General features: G+C 45.1%; 13 protein-coding genes and 1 pseudogene. 3 read left to right on the forward strand and 11 right to left on the reverse strand.

What is annotated here, in order from left to right; genetic code table 11:
* Window positions 1-19: 19 nt before the first annotated feature.
* Both ATG71_RS19505 and ATG71_RS19510 read right to left on the reverse strand, forming a co-directional pair.
* Entirely contained in the window at window positions 20-331 is a 312-nt protein-coding gene (locus ATG71_RS19505; RefSeq protein WP_098441099.1) for an AzlD domain-containing protein, read from the reverse strand.
* Window positions 328-1,047: an AzlC family ABC transporter permease gene (locus tag ATG71_RS19510; protein ID WP_098441100.1), complete on the reverse strand. Its 720-nt coding sequence runs from the start codon at window positions 1,045-1,047 to the stop codon at window positions 328-330. The genes ATG71_RS19505 and ATG71_RS19510 overlap by 4 nt, the downstream gene beginning before the upstream one ends.
* Before the next feature lie 103 nt (window positions 1,048-1,150).
* On the opposite strand from ATG71_RS19510, the gene ATG71_RS19515 reads away from it, so the two are divergent.
* The gene (locus ATG71_RS19515; RefSeq protein WP_098441101.1) at window positions 1,151-1,708 is read left to right on the forward strand and encodes a helix-turn-helix domain-containing protein; all 558 of its coding nucleotides are present in this window, start codon (window positions 1,151-1,153) and stop codon (window positions 1,706-1,708) included.
* 115 nt (window positions 1,709-1,823) lie between these two features.
* Window positions 1,824-2,888, forward strand: coding sequence for a CotH kinase family protein (locus ATG71_RS19520; RefSeq protein WP_098441102.1), 1,065 nt, complete (start codon window positions 1,824-1,826; stop codon window positions 2,886-2,888).
* A 42-nt stretch (window positions 2,889-2,930) separates the two neighbouring features.
* On the opposite strand, the gene ATG71_RS19525 is transcribed toward ATG71_RS19520, so the two are convergent.
* From ATG71_RS19525 to ATG71_RS19555, 7 genes and pseudogenes are all read right to left on the reverse strand, one after another.
* Window positions 2,931-4,181, reverse strand: a complete 1,251-nt coding sequence (locus ATG71_RS19525) for a YeeE/YedE family protein (protein WP_098441103.1) — start codon at window positions 4,179-4,181, stop codon at window positions 2,931-2,933.
* A gap of 130 nt (window positions 4,182-4,311) precedes the next feature.
* A complete protein-coding gene (locus ATG71_RS19530; RefSeq protein WP_098441104.1) occupies window positions 4,312-5,214 on the reverse strand; it encodes an AEC family transporter in 903 nt (300 codons plus the stop codon).
* A gap of 70 nt (window positions 5,215-5,284) precedes the next feature.
* Window positions 5,285-6,607, reverse strand: coding sequence for a 2-hydroxycarboxylate transporter family protein (locus tag ATG71_RS19535; RefSeq protein ID WP_098441105.1), 1,323 nt, complete (start codon window positions 6,605-6,607; stop codon window positions 5,285-5,287).
* A gap of 199 nt (window positions 6,608-6,806) precedes the next feature.
* Entirely contained in the window at window positions 6,807-7,517 is a 711-nt protein-coding gene (locus ATG71_RS19540; RefSeq protein WP_098441106.1) for a response regulator, read from the reverse strand.
* Window positions 7,510-9,110 (reverse strand): annotated as a pseudogene (gene dcuS / locus ATG71_RS19545) (DcuS/MalK family sensor histidine kinase). Before dcuS ends, ATG71_RS19540 begins: the two are co-directional and overlap by 8 nt.
* Before the next feature lie 112 nt (window positions 9,111-9,222).
* Entirely contained in the window at window positions 9,223-10,155 is a 933-nt protein-coding gene (locus ATG71_RS19550; protein WP_098441107.1) for a zinc-dependent alcohol dehydrogenase, read from the reverse strand.
* Window positions 10,156-10,365: 210 nt separating this feature from the next.
* Window positions 10,366-11,142, reverse strand: a complete 777-nt coding sequence (locus ATG71_RS19555) for an enoyl-CoA hydratase-related protein (RefSeq protein ID WP_098441108.1) — start codon at window positions 11,140-11,142, stop codon at window positions 10,366-10,368.
* Window positions 11,143-11,293: 151 nt separating this feature from the next.
* Here ATG71_RS19555 and ATG71_RS19560 point away from each other — a divergent pair, with 151 nt between their 5' ends.
* Window positions 11,294-11,596, forward strand: coding sequence for a hypothetical protein (locus ATG71_RS19560; protein WP_218925524.1), 303 nt, complete (start codon window positions 11,294-11,296; stop codon window positions 11,594-11,596).
* A 40-nt stretch (window positions 11,597-11,636) separates the two neighbouring features.
* On the opposite strand, the gene ATG71_RS19565 is transcribed toward ATG71_RS19560, so the two are convergent.
* Window positions 11,637-13,193, reverse strand: coding sequence for a fatty acid--CoA ligase family protein (locus ATG71_RS19565; protein ID WP_179886587.1), 1,557 nt, complete (start codon window positions 13,191-13,193; stop codon window positions 11,637-11,639).
* 150 nt (window positions 13,194-13,343) lie between these two features.
* Window positions 13,344-14,330 (reverse strand): lipoate--protein ligase, encoded by a 987-nt coding sequence (gene lplA, locus ATG71_RS19570; protein WP_098441110.1) that lies wholly within the window; start codon window positions 14,328-14,330, stop codon window positions 13,344-13,346.
* Window positions 14,331-14,335: the final 5 nt, after the last annotated feature.

The raw sequence follows: 14,335 nt of genomic DNA on the forward strand, positions 1-14,335 counted from the left end.
AATCGTGACCAATAGCCTTCTACATTAAGAAGACCGAATACAAAGACAAAACGGAAATCGCCCCGATCACCACAAGGATCACGTTGGCTCCCAAAAACGCAATGGCAAAGGCAGCTACCGTCCCCACTGTCCCAAACATGAGGTTCCCTTCCTGTATCAGAAGAATGCTCGGGAAAATCAGCGCTCCCAAGACAGCAAAAGGGACATTCTTCAGCACCCCTTGAAAAAAAGGAGGAAGTTCTTTTCCCTTAAATACGAGGAAAGGAAGCATTCTAGGTATGTAGGTCACTACGGCCATTCCAATGATCATCCACACAATGGCAGGATTCATATGGTTTTCCCCCTTCCTTTCAGCATGACGACTGCCTCAACGATTACGGCAGAAGCAATCGTGGCGGCCACAATCGACCAGCCATTTGAAAGGTTTGTCGTAAACAGGAGGGTACTATTCAACGCACCAGCGACCACGGCTAAAAATGTGACCTTGACGCTCTTTTTCATAGAAGGAACGAGAAGTCCGACAAACATGGCATACAAAGCAATGGTCATACTAGCCTGGAGGAATCCGGGGAGGATCTCCCCGATAAAATATCCCACACCGGAATTCACGACCCAGCTGCCGTATGAAATGAGCATAACGCCAACGACAAACCCCGTCCGTACTTTCCCCTCTTTGACACTGATGACCGTGAAGGTTTCATCCGTGATGCCAAATGCATAGAAAAGCTTTTTAAACAAACGGTCTTCCTCAAGCTTCTCACTTAACGAAGCAGACATCAGGAAGTGTCGGATGTTTACAATGAACGTGGTGAGAATGATTTCAATCATTCCGGTACCCACCGCAATCAGGCTCAAGGAAATATATTGAGCAGCCCCTGCGAACACGAGCATGCTCATCAGGATCGTCTCCGTCACAGTAAGCCCGGTTGTGCGTGCCAACAGGCCAAACGTCAGGGCCACAGGCATATATCCAATGGCAATGCTGATGCCACCCTGCAGACCATAGCGAAAGTCACTCACTTTTTTTGTAGAAAGAAGTGCTTCCATCCCCTCACATCCTTTATAATAAGTGTTATTCACTATTTTAATTTTTTGATAATTTATTATATTATACATATAGACGTTATAATACACAAGAGGGGTTTTGAGCATGGAAAATTTCCCGATACAAATTGGTGAGAATATCAGAAAGATCCGGAGAGAACGGGGGTTCAGCCTGGAACAAATGGCTGAACGGACAGGGGTCAGCAAGGCGATGATCGGTCAAATTGAACGGGGGGATTCGAACCCTACCGTCGCCATTCTGTGGAAGATTGCCAATGGCTTGAAGGTATCCTTTTCTTCACTCATTGAAAAGCCAAGCAGCCAGGTGTCCATCATTCATTATGAAGACGTCCAGCCTGTGCTTGAAGATGACGGCAACTATATTGTGTATCCCATCTTCCCTTTTGACCCCTTAAAGAAATGGGAAAGCTATCGGGTGGAAATGAAACCGGGTTGCACCTATCGGAATGAAGGCCATACGAAGGGTGTGGAAGAATACATCACAGTCCTTTCAGGAGAAATCAGCCTGAGGATTGCAGAGGAAAAGTATGAATTGACGGCAGGAAGTTCGATTCGATTTGCCGCTGACTCCGGTCATGAATACGCCAATGAGTCGAATCAGGAAGCGGTCTGCCAAATGGTCATCTATTACGGGGAAGAGTAAAGCAGTCATGAAATGGGACGTCCATTTCATGACTGCTTTTTTTCTCACGTCGTGTCAAACCTTGGAACCCACCAATATACTATTACATCTTTAAGTTGAGAGGAGAATATTGAACATGACTCCTTCCCTACCCTCATTTGACCTCCAATTCGATCATGCCGATTTACGGGAGCTGGAACGTGATGTATGGAGTAACACGCCTGTCCCGGCTAAATTAAAAATAGAAGAGGCCGTACATGACATCCATATCCGGTACAGGGGATCCTATACACGGGAATTGGAAAAAAAGTCGTATCATGTAGAATTTGCTAATCAACAAGGCTGGAACGAATCATTAGAACTTCACCTAAACGCAGAGTCTCTTGACCCCTCCCATTTCCGGAATAAACTTTCCCTTGATTTCATGAGGGAACTGGGTATCCACACACCGGAGAGTCAGCATGTATTCGTTACACTGGAGGGAGAGCCTCTTGGTTTATACCTTCAGTTGGAATCGGTGGATGAGATTTACCTGAAAAAGAGAAATCTCCCCCCGGGAACGATTTATTATGCTGTCAGCGACAAAGCTGATTTCTCACTAAAGGGGAAACGGGGCCTGACTTCAGGATACCAGCGAAAACTCGGAAATATGGAAGATGATCATACTCTCATCCACTTCATTAAGAAAATCAATTCACCTTCAACCTTCCAACATGAAATCCCCCAGCTCTTACACATTGAAAACTACTTAAGGTGGCTTGCCGGGGCTGTCTGTACGATGAATAATGATGGATTCACCCATAACTACGCTTTGTATCTGAACCGGAGAGATCAACGATTTTCCATCATACCGTGGGATTACGACGCTACGTTTGGAAGACGGGTGAACGGGGACGTCATGGAATGGGATTATGTACCGATTACGGGGAAAACGAAAAACAAACTGATCACACAGTTGATGAAACGACCCGGTTTCCGGAAATTATATAAAGATATATTGGAGGAGATTCTCGATACGACGTTCAATGTGCCATACCTTGAAGACAAAGTGATGAGCTTACACTCTTCCCTGAGACCCTATCTCCTAATGGACCCCCATTTTCAGAAAGAGATTGATTTGTATGACCGGGAACCTTCCTTTATCCTTCAGTTCATTGAAGATCGGGGTGCGTTCCTGAGACAGGAGTTAAAGTATCTCTAGACAAAAATAAAGCGTGGGAACAAGAATTTCCCACGCTTTTCATTAACAGAACGTATCCTTCGGTTTTGGAACGGACAAGCCGAACAGAGGACGAAGATAGAGTGCAAGGAATGTGCCGGCCAGGGCCAGAACTCCCCAGATGTAACCGTGAAGGCTGAAGGAAGCAATTCCTCCGAAGTAAGCGCCGATGTTACATCCGAATGCCAAGCGGGCACCATATCCCATCAACAGTCCGCCAATGACCGATGCCATGGCATTTTTACCAGTGATCTTATTGAAGCGGAACAACCCACCTGCTGCAGAGGCCAGGAACGCTCCAAGAATGACACCGAAATTCAATACGGTTGTGGAATCAGCAAAGATTGATGCCTGAAGGGCCTCTGCATTGGCTCCCGACCAATAGCCCCAGCTGGCAACATCTACACCGAACATTCCGGCAACCTTTGATCCCCATAATGCAAAGGCCGATGTAATTCCCCATGGATTCCCCCTCGTCATGAGCGTGAGGGCATTCAGGACAGCAAGAACGATGGCAGCTGCAATAAGTGGCCAGGATCCTCTGAAGATCCGCTTCCAGCCTTTAGCTGACGGAAGACCTGCCATACGCGGGGGATTCTTCTTTTTTTCGATCCGAAGGGTAACCCACGCAACGAATGCGAAGAATAACATGGAAACGACCCATGCCCCGAAGTACCCCAGTCCTGTGGACGTGGCCAGCGAGATCGGCTTAAAGGAAGGAAGCTCCTCTGTCCAAAATGGAAGATGGGCCGCTCCGACTGTTGCACCGACAATAAAGAATAATAGCGTGATGAACATGACGGAACGTCCTCCACCAATCGCATAAAGGGTTCCGGAAGCACATCCTCCTCCCAGCTGCATCCCGACCCCGAACAGAAAGGCACCAACAATCAGGCTGACACCGACTGGTGACACATAGCCTGTCGCTTCCCCTCCAAAAAAGGTGTATCCTGTAGCAAGAATCGGTGCAAACAAGGTAACCGCAACGGCGAGCATCACCATATGGGCACGCATCGCCTGACCGTTTCCTACAGACATCACCCTGCGAAAGGCAGAAGTGAAGCCGAATCGTGCATGAAATAATGTATATCCTAACAGAAGTCCGAGAACGAGAAGCACGGTTTCGGCGATTTCCTGCGTAAAGAGCAAGTATAAACCAAGAACCGCTGATACGATGATCCCACCAGCCACTAATGACGTCTGTGGTGGGTTCAATTCGGTACTCTTTTTCTCCGGACCTTTTTGCTCATTGATTGGTTGAACATAATCAGCCATAACAAATCCTCCTTAATCTTATTGATTTGGTTGGAATTCATTTTACAATAGTAATGGATTCTTCAGATTCTGTCAAAAGATGAGTTTCCATAAAAAAACCACCTGAGCGAAACACTCAAGTGGTTTTATTTTATGAAACCAGTGCCAACATGACCGGAATCGTCACGATACTTAAAAGCGTCGTGACCAGCGTACTCGCTGATACGAGATCAGGTTCCGTATTGAATTGCAGTGAAAACATCGTCGTATTGGCAGCAGTCGGCATGCTTGCCAAAATAATAAGGATCGAACCAAGTGTCGATGAAATCGGCAGCAAGGAGACGATCGCCAATGCCAGAATGGGCGAAGCGACCATTCTCATAATCACGATGAAGGATAATGCGCTTCTCTCCACTTTCTTTCCTCCAAGAGTGGCCAGCTGCATCCCGAGAACCACCATGATCGTAGGAATCGTGGCTTGTGAGATCAAATCGATCGTTTGATTTAAAAATAGTGGAACGTGAAGGTGAAATACCTGAAAGGCAAGCCCAGTAAACGCTCCATACAAAATCGGCATCTTCACGATCTTTATCCAGATTTCCTTTGGTCCCCTTGCTTTGTCACTCCCGCTAATGGCGTAGTATAGTCCGATTGTATTCATAAGGAATGACTGAATCACCATCATGATGACCGCATAGCGAAAACCTAGTTCGCCAAACCCGAACAGAATGATGGGTACACCGTAATTACCCGAATTCATGAAAACACCGGAAAGGATCATAGCCGATTCTTTCGGTTTTGAATAATTCCTGATCGCAGCCACTATTTTAACGGAAAGAATCAATATTACACAAAGTGCAATGCAAAAGAGAAAAATATACAGATAGTCCATATTCAGTTCATTTTCGTAAAAGGTCTTGAACGCCAGGAATGGATACATTAAGTAGATGGCCATCTTTGAAATCGAATTGATTTCAAAGCCAAGTTTCTTTTGGCCTATATATCCAACAGCAAAGACCAGTAAGGCAGGCAGTACAATCAATATTACGTCCATTTATGTCACCACATTCTATTAAAATGAAAGATAGGCTTGACTGCTAGAGTCAAGCCTAAGTGTACCATATTTACAGGAGCGGGATAATTAATCCGGCTAACAGCAGGATCAATGCGCCGCCTAAACGGGAAGAGATTTGAGCGAATGGCATAAGTTCCATTCGTTTCGATGCTGACAACACGGCAACATCCCCTGTTCCTCCCATATTCGCCATGCACAGTCCAGCGGTGATGGCCGCTTCGATCGGATAAAAACCAACCAGTTTCCCAAGGATGGCCGCACCGATGATCGCCCCGAGGACTACTCCAAGTACGGTCAGGATATATTGAAGAGTCAAAGCTTCAAGGACCGTATTCAAATCCGTGTACGCAACACCGATCCCGAATAATAAAGCGAAGGTCCAGTTACCCGCTACAAATTGATACCACTGACTCGCTCCCTCCACTACATTTTGAGGAATGATATTTGAAATCTTCGCCACAGCTACCAGGATGATCATGATTGCATAAGGATGAAGAGGAAGAATGGATCCCAGCAGGGTACCAACCGTAAAGAATGTCAGTGCAGCGAGTAAACCTACTCCCATCTTCTCAATATGATACTTCTGCTTTGTTTTCTCATAGGTAAAGCCTTTCATGAGTTGGCCGTTTCCACTCAGGGAAGGGATCTTTTTACCGATAATATCAAGAACCGATGCCAGAATGATGGCAAATACATTTCCCAACGCAAGTGCCGGGACAAGCATCGATATATAATAGCTCGGATCATTCCCCATCATTTCTGAATAGATTTGACTCATCGGCACTGCGCCGGCTCCCATTCCACCACCCATGATTGGCATGGTAATGACAAGGATCGCTTCTTTAAGGGTAAAGCCGACAAGAGACCCGAATATACCGGCTACAATGATCGCTCCGGCCACTGCGCCGAAGATTGGGAGAAAGTAGCGAAGGCCCACCTTCACCAACACTTTCGAATTCATCCCCAATATACTTCCGGTAATTAACGCCGCAATATAGAAATTCAAGAAACCGCCTGACTTCATAAAGTCGGTCATGGATGTGACCGTGGCTTCAGGAAGCAACCCGGCATAGACCATATAGGCTGCGCCGAAAATCGCGATGATTGCACCGCCTCCAAGGAATGTTTTCACGATGGGGGTACGGTCTCCCGCCCATCCAAATAATTCACCCAGGACCATCATGACGAGAAGGCTTCCGATCATCCCTCCCGGCAGATTCCCCGTGTACATGCTAACCAGCGTAACCCCCGCGAAGACCAGGAACCAAAGGATCGGCATATTAAAAATCTTTAGTGAACGATCTTTCGTATCCGTCACATCCTCTTTTGTTTTCCCATTTTCATATGAAAGTGTTGATGCAGGTTGTCCCATTTTGTTCATCCCCTTTGTCGATTTATAAGTACGAACTGAATGCTGTAACGCTCTTCCCAGCACTCTCTTCCTTACACCCCTGTATTCGCACTTCAGCAAACGCTTACATTATACTCATTTTATAAAAACGCTTGACGCTTTCATAGATTATGAAACTATTGTTTGTTTTTTGAAATTAAAATAAGCAGCCGTAAGCTGCTTATAAATAACTTTCGATTCTCTGGATATTCATTTTCTTCAACGAATACTGATATACTGGCCTTCCGATTCCATAGACCAAGGTTTCCTCCACAACCCCGATTTCTTTCAAGAACCTCAGGTACTTTCTGATCGACACCCGTGAAATGGACGTCACCCCCGCTATATCATCTGTTGAAAATGACTCTTCTTCGAAACTGACAAGCTCTTGATAAATAGACGCTAATGTACTTCTCGCCAACCCTTTAGGAAGGGACCTCTTCTCCCGGGTTTCTTGTACATCCCGTAATAAAAGCAAATCCAGTTCGCCCTGTTCGATGGTAGAGTGCTTTTGAAGCATATGATTACTCTCCCGGTAAGACGTCAGCGCTTTTTTAAACCGTTCGAATTCAAAGGGTTTGATTAAATAATCCACAACGCCCATCCTGAGGGCACTTTGAATATTTTCGACTTCTGATGCCGCTGTGATGAGGATGACATCCATTTCCCGCTGTTCCATGCGTATTTGCTCCAATAAATGCATTCCATTTTGCTTCCCAGGCAAATAAACATCTAATAATATCAAGTCGACCTTGAATTCATTTATCTTCTCCATGGCATCTTCAATGGAATGCGAAATGCCGATTAATTGAAATCCATCGATTTCTTCCAGATACCTTTGATTAAACCGGGCCACCATTGGATCATCTTCCACGATCAATACATTAATCACCCTTCATCCCCTCCTTATATGAAGCCTGAACAATCATGGTCGTTCCCGAACCTTCCTTCGATTCAACATGCAGGGTCCCATTCAGCTTACCGATACTCTCTTTCACCAGGGAAAGGCCGTAACCCCGGCCTTCTCCTTTTGAAGAATACCCTTTGATGAAAATATCCTCTACCATGTCATCCGGCATCCCTATTCCTGTATCCGTCACTACGATTTCTAGCTGACCATCCTGATAAAATATCTCCATCAACACTTCCTTTTCGTCACAATCCAATGTTGCATCGATACTGTTATCCAATAGGTTTCCAATGACGGTGATCAACTCATGGGTAACGGCAGGGTCCCTTGGTTCCCGAAGAAAGTCGTGACAATCGATGGTTAACGAAACGTTCTTTTCCCTCGCGTAGCTCAGTTTCCCCATGATAAAACCGGCAAGGGCGGGATCTTTCACTTTAGAGGTCACCATGCTCACTTCGTCGATACGGAAAGATACAAGTTCTTTCACATACCAGGCTAAATGGCTGTAATCCTTCATCTTTACGAGTCCCAGAATCACATGCATTTTATTCATGAATTCATGTGACTGAGCCCGGAGAGCCTCCGCATACGATTTTACACCGGTTAGTTGTTCCGCTAATTGATTCACTTCCGTCTTATCACGGAAGGTAGAGATCGCTCCGACTACTTCATCATTGACGACTAATGGAACCCGGTTCACGAGTATCGATACCCCATTGATTGTCTGCTCCTCGTCAAGCTCTGGTTTCCCCGTCTCCATCACCCGTTCAAGACGGGTGTGCGGCATGTATTCCCTAATGGGCATACCTATCGGATCAGAGCTCAGTCCAGCTTTATTGAAAATTTTCAGCGCTGATTTATTCACAAGGGAAATGGTGGTATCCTTATTCACAGCCACCACACCTTCATGGACCGACTGGAGCATCGTATTCCGCTCCTCTAAGATCTTCGCGATCGCAAAGGGTTCAAGCCCAAATAAAATTCTCTTTATGTACCGGGCAATGATGATTGCGCCTACAATCCCCACAATGATTCCGAGAGCCGATCCCAATAAAATATTGTAGTGGCTTTGATTCAGGGCTTCTTCTACACTTTTTAGGGAAATCCCGACAGACACTGCCCCGATCTGTTCATGTTTCTCATTGTAAACGGGAGAAAAAGCCCTCACAGACTTACCAAGCGTACCCTCAGAAATGGACAGGCTTTCTTCTCCTTTCAACACCTCTTTCTCGTCCCCACCGACAAAGTGCCTGCCAATCCGATCAGGATCGGGATGTGATTTTCAATCCCCTCCATATCCATCACCACAACAAACAGGACCTCTGCTGATTCTTGGATATCCAAAGCGTATTCTTGTATGCTGTCTTCCTTTTCTTGATTCTGAAGGCCGCTCTTCACAATCGTAGAGTGAGCCACCGTCCTTGAAACAATCTTGGCTTTTTCTTCAATATTCGCTTCAATAGTATCATTGATCGTCCTTGTAATCAGCAAATCGGTTATGACAAGGGAAATGAGGACAACGACACAGACGAAAAGAATGATGATGGTACTTAGTTTAAGCTTTTTCTTTTTCACGGGAGTCACTCCAGTGCAGTTTGGTATGTTTATTTTACATCAATTTTGGTTTTATGATAGACCCGCGTAAAGAAAGAGGCTCCATGGGAACCTCTTTTTGATAGAAACCATATTAGAAATAGTTCACCAAAACCTTTATGGGAGAAATCTTACCTGTACCCAGCTCTTCAAAACACTGTGGCAGTTCTTCAAATCTAATTGTTTTTTCAAACAGCTCGCGTAAGCCGGAATCCTTATCTTTGATCTGCTCAAAATACCATCTAGAATGTTCCTCATAATCCCATCCGTCACTCGACCCTGCAACCTTAAGCTCTTTTCGGAAAAAGTCAGGTTGCAGAATAAATGATTCCTTATTCCCGTCGGATAATATGCACATTTCTCCTTCATACTTAAGCGACTTTTGCAGTAGCTTAAATGCATCGTTAAACCCCGAGCACTCTAATGCATAATCATAGAAATCACTTGGACACTCAATTTGATCTTTATAGACGGTTTCTGCCCCCAATTCCCTTGCTAATTCGCCTCTGACCCTGTGAGGCTCTACCAAATCAATGTGACTGACTTTCATAAACTCCTTCAAATAGTAGATGGTTAATAGACCCAACGTTCCGGCACCTGTAACTAACACTCGATCGTTCTCTTTCGGATTCAATTTGAGAACACCTTTTGCTGCATCACATGACAATATCACGAGCAATGCCTCTTGAGGCGGAACATCTTCCGGAACGAAAATGGCCTTACTCTCCTTTACGATCCCATAATCCTTATGCCCATAAAATGCAACTGCCCGATCCCCTATTTTAAAGCCTTTGACTCCCTCCCCTGTAGCTACCACTCCTCCAAAACTTTCATACCCGGTCTCTTTAGGGTAAGTCGACGGAAGGTCAGTGGGATCCGTTTCATTGTATTGAGGAAGTTCTGCCCCGATGCTGATGGCTCCTGCAATGGTTTTAATGAGAATCTCATCTTCCTTGAGTGGAGGAAGGGGTTGTGTCGTCCACTGCAATGTCTTTTTCGCTGTTAGTTCGAGTGATGTTTGTATCATGTCATACCTCCTTTCATTCGAAAAGTTTGTTTTCAAAGATTACCCTTTTATTTTCAAAACTAGGAGTTTATTTTCAAAAACGCCACTTTGTTTTTCAAAAGTGAATCTCCACCAGTCCCCCACCATAAAAAAAATCCGCCACGAGAGCCAGGCTGGCTCCACAGCAGATCTGCTACTCACTCAAAACCTCATTCAATCAAAACGTTCGATTCACTTCCCCTTGAATTCCGGCTTCCGCTTCTGACTGAACGCCAGTAAAGCCTCCACCCGGTCTTCAGTGGGGATTGTGATTTCATATGCCTTTCTCTCAATCTGCAAACCTGTCTGCAAGTCCACGTTCATCCCATTTTTAACGGCAAATTTAGCCTGTTGCAGGGCAACCGGTCCATTCGCTAACATCGGTTCTACGAATTCATGGACTTCCCCCATGAAATTCTCTTTTTCTACTACCTTTGTAACAAGTCCGATTTCCAATGCTTCTTCTGAAGTTAAACGTTTAGCCGTCAGGATAAGTTCAAGGGCTTTGGATTCACCGACCAGTCGCGGCAAACGCTGAGTCCCCCCTGCTCCCGGTATAATGGCCAGGCTTGTTTCGGTCAGCCCCATTGTCGTACCGGCTACAGCAATCCGGAAATCGCAGGCAAGAGCAAGTTCCATCCCTCCGCCGAATGCGTAGCCGTTCATGGCGGCAATGGTCGGCTGCGGAAGGGTGGCGACAGATTGAAAGACTTCACCGATCTTGTAAACATTACGGATCACCTGCTGTTCCGTCAAGGTCTTTCGTTCCTTAAGATCCGCTCCGACTGAGAAAGCTTTTTCCCCGCTTCCGGTAAAAATGACGACCCGGACGTCCGGGTTGATGCGGAGTGCTTCGACGACCTGCTGGAGTTCGTTCAGTGTATCATAGTTAAAGGCGTTCATTGCATCCGGCCTGTTAATGGTGACCATTGCGACGTTGCCCTTTTGCTCCAGTAAAATGGATTCCATGTTTATTCTCCCCTTTGTTTAAGTGTTTCCTCCTTATGTATGATTCGACACGAATCGAGAAAACCCTTTCATTTTTTAAAAGGACTGAACACTTCCCGGGCAAATGCATAGACTATCGTGACATCTACCCATAAAGGAGTTGTTAGCTAGTATGCATCATCCGTATAATCAAAACCCTTACTTCCAGCATCAACAGGCCAGTCAAAGCTTCAATCCGTACCACCGTGAAACGAAAAGCCTTCCCGATCAGTGGGTTGAGTATATTCAACCACTCGTAACACGTGCATTGTCTGAAGTGGAAGAAGGCATCAATCTGACCCACCTCTTCCAGGAATTTATCTTATCCGGTGTATTGGTCGGGCAGGGATTCACTCCGGAGCAGGCAATTGAGCAGGTGGAGACGTGGGAAAAAGGTGAATCTAAGCTATTACAGGCTAGTAAAGCTATGAAATGAAACAGAAAGATGCTCAGTGATCCACTGAACATCTTTTTTCTTATGACTGTAGTACTTGCTCTTTCAATGCTCTTCTTAAAATTTTCCCTGTTGTGTTCTTCGGCAGTTCGTCGATGAATTCAATGGAAACCGGAAGCTTGTATTTCGCAAGATGCTCTTTACAATATTCCAGCACACCCTGTTCTGTCAGGGATGGATCGCTTTTTACAACATAGCTGTTGACGGCTTCACCCAGTTCGGGATGCGGGACACCGATGACCGCAGCTTCCACGATACCGGGATGATTGTATAGCACTTCTTCGACCTCACGTGGGTAAACATTGTAGCCCCCTACAATGATCAGCTCTTTTTTCCGGTCCACGATGTAGAAGTAGCCATCTTTATCCATGCGGGCAAGGTCTCCGGTATATAACCAGCCGTCGCGGATCGTAGCGGCGGTTTCTTCTTCCATCTTGTAATATCCCTTCATGACATTCGGGCCTTTGACAATCAGCTCGCCGACCTGTCCTACAGGGACTTCTTCTCCCATTTCATCGACGACTTTATTCTTCAGGTTCATGATCGATGTTCCGATCGATCCAGGTTTTCTTGGTCGATCCAGCGGGTTGAAGCATGTCACAGGTGAAGCTTCGGATAATCCATACCCTTCAGAAATCATGACATTGAATTTCTTTTCAAAGTTTTTCAAGAGGGCCACCGGCAGGGAAGCTCCGCCTGAAATACAGAGACGAAGAGATGATAGATCTTCCGGGTTTCCATCAGGATACTGAAACAGGAAGTTGTACATGGTCGGTACTCCGGCGAATACGGTTGGCTGATACGCCTTTGATAATTCAAAAATGGCCTTTGGACTGAAGCGCGGGACGATTAACAGGGTAGCTCCTCTCAATAGAGGTGCATTCAGAACCACTGTTAAACAGAAAACATGGAACATTGGCAGAGCGGTAATGACGGTATCATCTTCATTCATTCGTAAATAGCTGCCGACGTCGGTCGCATTGGAATAAATATTTTTATGAGTTAGCATGGCACCTTTTGGTTTCCCTGTTGTTCCGGAAGTGTAAAGAATGATGGCTACCTCATTCTCATCCACCGTCTCACCTTTAAAGCCGGGGTCCCCTTTCCCCAAAACACTTGTAAACGATTTCATTTTAGGGTACGCAAGAGAAATTTTTTCTAAATCAATATCCTTCGCCCGTTCATCTCCTGATTCACACAGGATGAAGTGCTCCACATCCTTTAACAGATGCTGCATTTTCTCGATTAATGGCACGAGCAGATCAAGTGTGAGAATGGCCTTCACATCACCATTTTTCAGAATATAGCCAATCTCATCCGGAGTGTAGATCGGATTGATTGGTATGACCTTTAATCCAAGACGAAGTGCACCATATAATCCGATGACGAAATGCGGTGAATTCCCCAATACAAGCGCGATATGATCTCCTTTTTTCAGACCCAATTGCTCTAAGCCGCTTGCAAATTTTGATACAGCACCATTCAATTCCCCGTATGTACTTGAAGTATTCAAGAAATGATAGGCTGTTTTATCTGCTTTCTCTTGAGCGATTTGGTCTAACCGTGTAGCAATATTCAATTGTATCCCTCCCCTTTTCAACAAACTGAATGAATGGTCATTCATCAAACTATTAAAAGTATTCAAAATATATTCTATATAAAGAATAGTATTAATACAAGTATATTGATGTAAAAAAACCGCCCAATTTGGACGGTTCTTCCATTTATATCAATACACCAAGTCAACAAATTCATCCTTCGTGATATTACCGAAATAGTGTTGAATATCAACACCTTCCAATGCCCCGGCAATGTCTTTCCGCTCGTAGCGTGTACCAGCAAGCTTCTCTTCAATGTCTTCTACATTTCCCACTCCGAAGAAATCACCGAAGATTTTACAGTTATCGATCTTCCCTTTATTCACTTCGAGGCGGACATCGATGGAACCGACCGGGAAGCGGTGGGAATGCTGAAGATTGAATTTTGGTGATTTCCCATAGTTCCAATTCCAGTTCTGATAGCGTTCTTTTGAGAGCTCATGGATATTCTTCCAGTCTTCTTCCGTCAGGACATATTCTTCTACGTCGCTTCCGTCGAAGATATAATCAAGGAGGGTTGAGCGGAACTCTTCTATCGTCATTTGTTCAGTCAGGAATTCCGAGATATTGGCTACACGGCTCCGGATTGATTTAATCCCTTTTGATTCGATCTTGTCCTTTTTCACCCTGAGAGCGGACACGACGTTTTCCATTTCGGAATCGAACAGCAGCGTTCCGTGACTGAACATCCGGCCTTTCGTTGAGAACTGGGCATTGCCTGAGATCTTTCTGCCTTCTGCGATGATATCGTTACGACCGCTCAGCTCTGCTTTCACCCCGAGTTTATGGAGGGCCGTTACAACAGGCTCAGTGAACTTTTTAAAATTATGAAAGCTCTCCCCATCATCTTTCGTGATAAAGCTGAAGTTCAGGTTCCCCAGGTCATGATACACGGCTCCCCCACCGGAAAGGCGGCGTACGACGTGAAGTCCCTGTTTCTCTACGTAGTCTGTATTGATCTCTTCAATTGTATTTTGATTCTTCCCGATGATGATGGAAGGTTCATTGACATAAAATAATAAATAACTCTCATTAATATCTAAGTTCTTCAGTGCATATTCTTCAATAGCAAGATTGATCCTTGGATCCGTAATCCCTTTATTATCGATAAATAACATCGTTT

The sequence above is a fragment of the Bacillus sp. es.034 genome, from assembly GCF_002563655.1.
Taxonomy (GTDB): Bacteria; Bacillota; Bacilli; order Bacillales; family Bacillaceae_B; genus Rossellomorea.

What these genes read in the sequence shown, in the direction of transcription:
- ATG71_RS19510 (WP_098441100.1), bottom strand. Translation starts at nt 1,047, where the DNA reads ATGGAAGCACTTCTTTCTACAAAAAAAGTGAGTGACTTTCGCTATGGT.
- ATG71_RS19550 (WP_098441107.1), bottom strand. Translation starts at nt 10,155, where the DNA reads ATGATACAAACATCACTCGAACTAACAGCGAAAAAGACATTGCAGTGG.
- ATG71_RS19515 (WP_098441101.1), top strand. Translation starts at nt 1,151, where the DNA reads ATGGAAAATTTCCCGATACAAATTGGTGAGAATATCAGAAAGATCCGG.
- ATG71_RS19525 (WP_098441103.1), bottom strand. Translation starts at nt 4,181, where the DNA reads ATGGCTGATTATGTTCAACCAATCAATGAGCAAAAAGGTCCGGAGAAA.
- ATG71_RS19560 (WP_218925524.1), top strand. Translation starts at nt 11,294, where the DNA reads ATGCATCATCCGTATAATCAAAACCCTTACTTCCAGCATCAACAGGCC.
- ATG71_RS19505 (WP_098441099.1), bottom strand. Translation starts at nt 331, where the DNA reads ATGAATCCTGCCATTGTGTGGATGATCATTGGAATGGCCGTAGTGACC.
- ATG71_RS19535 (WP_098441105.1), bottom strand. Translation starts at nt 6,607, where the DNA reads ATGGGACAACCTGCATCAACACTTTCATATGAAAATGGGAAAACAAAA.
- ATG71_RS19555 (WP_098441108.1), bottom strand. Translation starts at nt 11,142, where the DNA reads ATGGAATCCATTTTACTGGAGCAAAAGGGCAACGTCGCAATGGTCACC.
- ATG71_RS19530 (WP_098441104.1), bottom strand. Translation starts at nt 5,214, where the DNA reads ATGGACGTAATATTGATTGTACTGCCTGCCTTACTGGTCTTTGCTGTT.
- lplA (WP_098441110.1), bottom strand. Translation starts at nt 14,330, where the DNA reads ATGTTATTTATCGATAATAAAGGGATTACGGATCCAAGGATCAATCTT.
- ATG71_RS19520 (WP_098441102.1), top strand. Translation starts at nt 1,824, where the DNA reads ATGACTCCTTCCCTACCCTCATTTGACCTCCAATTCGATCATGCCGAT.